At 42.1% G+C, this 2,091-nt stretch carries 3 protein-coding genes; 1 reads left to right on the top strand and 2 read right to left on the bottom strand.

The window, feature by feature from the left end; translation table 11 throughout:
• The coding region (locus HUK38_RS14505; RefSeq protein ID WP_202985579.1) for an arginase family protein at positions 1–309 on the bottom strand (309 nt) is incomplete at its 3' end.
• Positions 310–667: 358 nt separating this feature from the next.
• Between HUK38_RS14505 and HUK38_RS14500 the strand changes: the two genes are divergently transcribed.
• Positions 668–1,498 (top strand): carbon-nitrogen hydrolase family protein, encoded by an 831-nt coding sequence (locus tag HUK38_RS14500; protein ID WP_182585034.1) that lies wholly within the window; start codon positions 668–670, stop codon positions 1,496–1,498.
• Between the two features lie 102 nt (positions 1,499–1,600).
• Here the strand turns inward: HUK38_RS14500 and HUK38_RS15295 are convergent, their stop codons facing one another.
• Entirely contained in the window at positions 1,601–1,876 is a 276-nt protein-coding gene (locus HUK38_RS15295; protein WP_238787695.1) for a hypothetical protein, read from the bottom strand.
• Between the last annotated feature and the right edge of the window lie 215 nt (positions 1,877–2,091).

Here is a 2,091-nt window from a genome sequence, read left to right as displayed (position 1 = left end):
TACGGATTGAAAAACCTGTTCTGGCGTATCTGGTATTATCATTGGGGGTGCGGTGTATATGCCTAACTGATATAATTGGCTATCAGTGGCAATGTCATATAACTCCATATTCGTTGAAGCTTCTAAAATAGCCGCCGGACCATGATCTGCACCTTTTATCCAGGTACTGGTACCATCATAAGGCACAGGAATGACTACGATTTGTGCGTTTTCTAATGCAGTGTATTTTGCCGGCAAACCGCCAAAATTGAGCGATTGTTTATGATCGAATATCATATTTTCTACTGATTGGTTTGTTTTTATAGTCACAGCATGTCCTGCTTTAGTTTATAGGTGAAGCACATAACAAGTTGCCATTGGCTTGTTTAGATGAGTGACATTAGAGTAGCGGATTGCTGTGAAGGAAAACAATTGCCCCAAAGTGCAAAAATAAAAAATTGCCTTAATAAAAACGTGTTGCTTACCTCGCATTTAAAAGATAGTCTTTTGATTTCTAAGTTATTTTTTGTAAAAAATGAACCTAATATGATTGAAACCCATTGTATAGTATAGTATTGATTACGCTATCAAATAATAATACTGACTTTTGAACAATGCCGGTGAGTCATTCGGTGATGATGCCAATGACAGTGCTACGCAAAGGTTTTTTAAATTGAGGTGATGACACATGAATGAAAAGCCCCGTGTTGCTGCTATTCAAATGGCAAGCTGTCCTAATGTGAATGCCAATTTAATTGAGGCTGAACGCTTAATTTGTGCAGCGGTTGAAGCAGGCGCCAATTTAGTGGTATTACCCGAAAACTTTGCTTTTATGGGTAAATTAAGTGGCGATCAATCCAACGTCGCTGAAATAGAACATGATGGTCCCCTGCAATTATTTTTATCGCGGCTTGCAGTACGCTATGGTATTTGGTTGGTTGGTGGCACTATTCCAATTCGGATTGAATCAGATAGCAAGCGGGTGCGGGCGGCATGTTTGGTATTCGATCAACGCGGTGAATGCGTTGGGCGATATGACAAGATTCATTTATTTGATGTGAGTTTGCCGGGTGTAAATGAGCGTTATCACGAATCGGCAAGTATTGCACCGGGTAATCGTGTATTAACTATTGATAGCCCATTCGGACGGCTTGGAATTGCCGTGTGTTATGATTTGCGCTTTCCTGAATTATTTCGCCAGTTAATTGCGCAGCAGGTGGATATTTTCACCGTACCGGCAGCATTTACGGCGCTCACAGGTAAAGCACATTGGGAGGTATTGGTGCGGGCACGGGCAATTGAAAACTTAGCCTATGTCATTGCCGCCGCGCAAGGTGGTTATCATTTAAACGGGCGCGAAACCTATGGGCATAGTTTAATAGTTGATCCCTGGGGAGCGGTATTGGCGGAAGTGGCGCGAGGAACGGGTTTTATTTGCGCAGAAGTGGATCGAAGTTTTCAAGATTCCGTTCGGCGTACTTTTCCAGTATTACAGCATCGGCGATTGGAATGTGGTTGATATTTATTTGTTGTTGCAATAACGGTGTACATCACCACTCCAATTGATCGAGCGTGACACCGTTTTTTATTGGTTCATTCTTGGCTTCGAGAATACTTTGTGTCATTCTTTTAATACTAAGAAAATAAGTATCACCATCAATATATTCGCTTTTTCTAAAATCTTGATTTCATCTGGCGAAAAATGTTCAAGAAGCCAAATGAAATTTTCACTGACATACTCATCAATTTTTAATGTCACTGTTTTCATTTGCCGGACGCTGGATTGGAAATAAGATTGATGCGTGAGGTTTAACGCCACGCCCAGCCGACGAGTGAGAATGAAGCGGGCGGCTGGGATGGAATGTTTAATTGGGTTTGGGTTGCTAAAGGGCGGCAACCTAATCCATGTTATTTAACAGCAGCGAATAAATTGCCCTCTGGCAGGGCATTGTTGGATGAGTGCCGTACTGTATTCGCGCTTAATCGCTGGTGAGCCGTGTTGATGCCTTTGCTATTCTAATCAGAGACAATAGCGCTTCATTCACAGCTTCCTCTGATGGAAAAGCCTCCGCCACTTCAGGTCATAACAAAACGAGATTATGTGACTCCATG

The sequence above is a fragment of the Thiospirillum jenense genome (assembly GCF_014145225.1).
GTDB classification, from domain to species: domain Bacteria; phylum Pseudomonadota; class Gammaproteobacteria; order Chromatiales; family Chromatiaceae; genus Thiospirillum; species Thiospirillum jenense.
The sequence above is the reverse complement of the archived record's forward strand: the minus strand, read 5'-3'. Positions and strand labels throughout refer to the sequence as shown.